Source organism: Streptomyces phytophilus (assembly GCF_013870535.1).
In the GTDB taxonomy this organism is placed as follows: Bacteria; Actinomycetota; Actinomycetes; order Streptomycetales; family Streptomycetaceae; genus Streptomyces; species Streptomyces phytophilus.
Map to the genome: position 1 here is coordinate 1 of NZ_JACBXC010001185.1, position 1856 is coordinate 1856.

The window sequence follows — 1856 nt, forward strand, 5'->3', positions numbered from 1 at the left end:
CGCGCTCGCCGGCGGCGACCGGATAGAGGCGCAGGCCGTCGCCCGCGTGGAAGGTGAAGGCGCCGGACTCGCTGATGCCCTCGGTGCAGCCGTCGAAGAGCGGGGCGTGCTCCTCCGTCAGGTAGCCGGAGCCGTACTCGGCGCTGGCCTCCTCGTCGGCGGTGAAGGCGAGCACGATGTCGCGGCGGGGGCGGACGCCGGCGCGCGCCCAGGCCCGTACGACCGCGAGGACCATCGCGTCCATGTTCTTCATGTCGATGGCGCCGCGGCCCCAGACGACGCCGTCGCGCACCTCGCCGGAGAACGGGTGGACGCTCCAGTCGGCGGGCTCGGCGGGCACCACGTCGAGGTGGCCGTGGACGAGCAGGGCGGGGGCGCCGGGGTCGGTGCCCTCGATGCGGGCCACGACGTTCGTCCGGTCGGGGGCCTTCTCCAGCAGGGCGGGCTCGATGCCGGCGCCGGCGAGCCGCTCCGCGACGTACTCTGCGGCCTGGCGCTCGACGCCGTCGCCGCCGCCGTGGTTGGTGGTGTCGATGCGGATCAGCTCGGAGGTGAAGCGCACCACCTCGTCCAGCGCGGCGCCGTCCGGGCCCGGGCCCTGCGCGACCGGGCCGGGTGCGGTCGGGTCAGCCATACTGCTCCTCCACGGCGGCCGAGACGAGCGTGGTGACCGCCTTGAAGCAGCGGATGCCCTCGTACATGGTCTCCGTCGTATACGCCACGCGCCGCTCACCGGCCGGCGCCACGCCCGGCACCACCGTGGCCGCACCGGCCAGATGCTCCGCGTCGAACTCCAGCTCCACCGTGAACGGGCCGCCGCGCACCGGCTCCGTCCGCACCGCGAGCGCCGCGGCGTCGGTGGCCGCCGCCCGGATGTCCGCCGCGGTACGGGCCGGGGTGCGGCACACCGCCGCGTACCGCGAGACGTAGTCCTTGACGGCGACGCCGGGGGCCGCGGGCGCGTACCCCTTGGCGTCCTCGACGGTCTTGTCGTCGCCCGTGACGAGGACCACGGGGACCCCGAACTCGGCGACCACGTGCGCGTTCAGCAGGCCCTCGCTGGCCCGCACGCCGTTGAGCCAGACGCCCGTGAGGGAGTTGGCGAGATAGGTGTGCGCGAGGACGCCCTCGGCGCCCGCGCCCGTGTGGTAACCCACGAAGGCGATGCCGTCGACGTCGCCGTGCTGGACGCCCTCGACCATGGACAGCGACTTGTGCCGCCCGGTGAGCATCTCGGCGCGGTCGTCGAGCCGCTCCAGCAGCAGATTGCGCATCGTCCAATGCGCCTCGTTGACCAGCACCTCGTCGGCGCCGCCGGCGAAGAAGCCCTCGATGGCGGCGTTGACGTCGGATGTGAACATCGGCCGGCAGCGCTCCCACTGCGGGCCGCCGGGAAGCACGTCGGCGGGCCACGTGACGCCGGTGGCCCCCTCCATGTCTGCGCTGATCAAGACCTTCATGCCGAGCCACGGTACGCGGTCGGACGAAGCGGTGAAACCCCTGTGGATACGTACAGAGGTCTAGACCTCATCAACTCCCCCGGAACGCCCCGCGACCAGCCATTTCACCGGCACTCCCGGCCCTGCGCCAGCCGGAGCAAGCGCCGTTGCGGCGACCGGGTGCACCACCCCCGGCGCCCGGACGGCAGGCCCTAGTCGCCGTGCCCGAGCAGGAGATCCCGCTCCGTGCGGCCGCCGCCCTCCACCCGCAGCACCGTGGCCACCGGCGGGTACCCCGCGGCGATGACGGTGTACTCGCCCGCCGACAGGTCGACGAAGCGGAACGCGCCGTCCGGGCCCGTGGTGCCGGTGTCCACGACGTTGCCGGCGGCGTCCAGCAGGGTGACCCGGGCGTCC

General features: G+C 73.8%; 3 protein-coding genes. All 3 read right to left on the bottom strand.

Going from position 1 to position 1856, the window contains the following annotated elements; all coding sequences use genetic code 11:
- Positions 1–634, bottom strand: a 634-nt coding sequence (locus H5J30_RS30560) for a M20/M25/M40 family metallo-hydrolase (RefSeq protein ID WP_181790696.1), incomplete at its 3' end; no start/stop codon positions are given.
- Entirely contained in the window at positions 627–1460 is an 834-nt protein-coding gene (locus H5J30_RS30565; RefSeq protein WP_181790698.1) for a M55 family metallopeptidase, read from the bottom strand. The genes H5J30_RS30565 and H5J30_RS30560, both read right to left, overlap by 8 nt.
- Before the next feature lie 191 nt (positions 1461–1651).
- Positions 1652–1856, bottom strand: a 205-nt coding sequence (locus H5J30_RS30570; RefSeq protein WP_181790700.1) for a carboxypeptidase regulatory-like domain-containing protein, incomplete at its 5' end; no start/stop codon positions are given.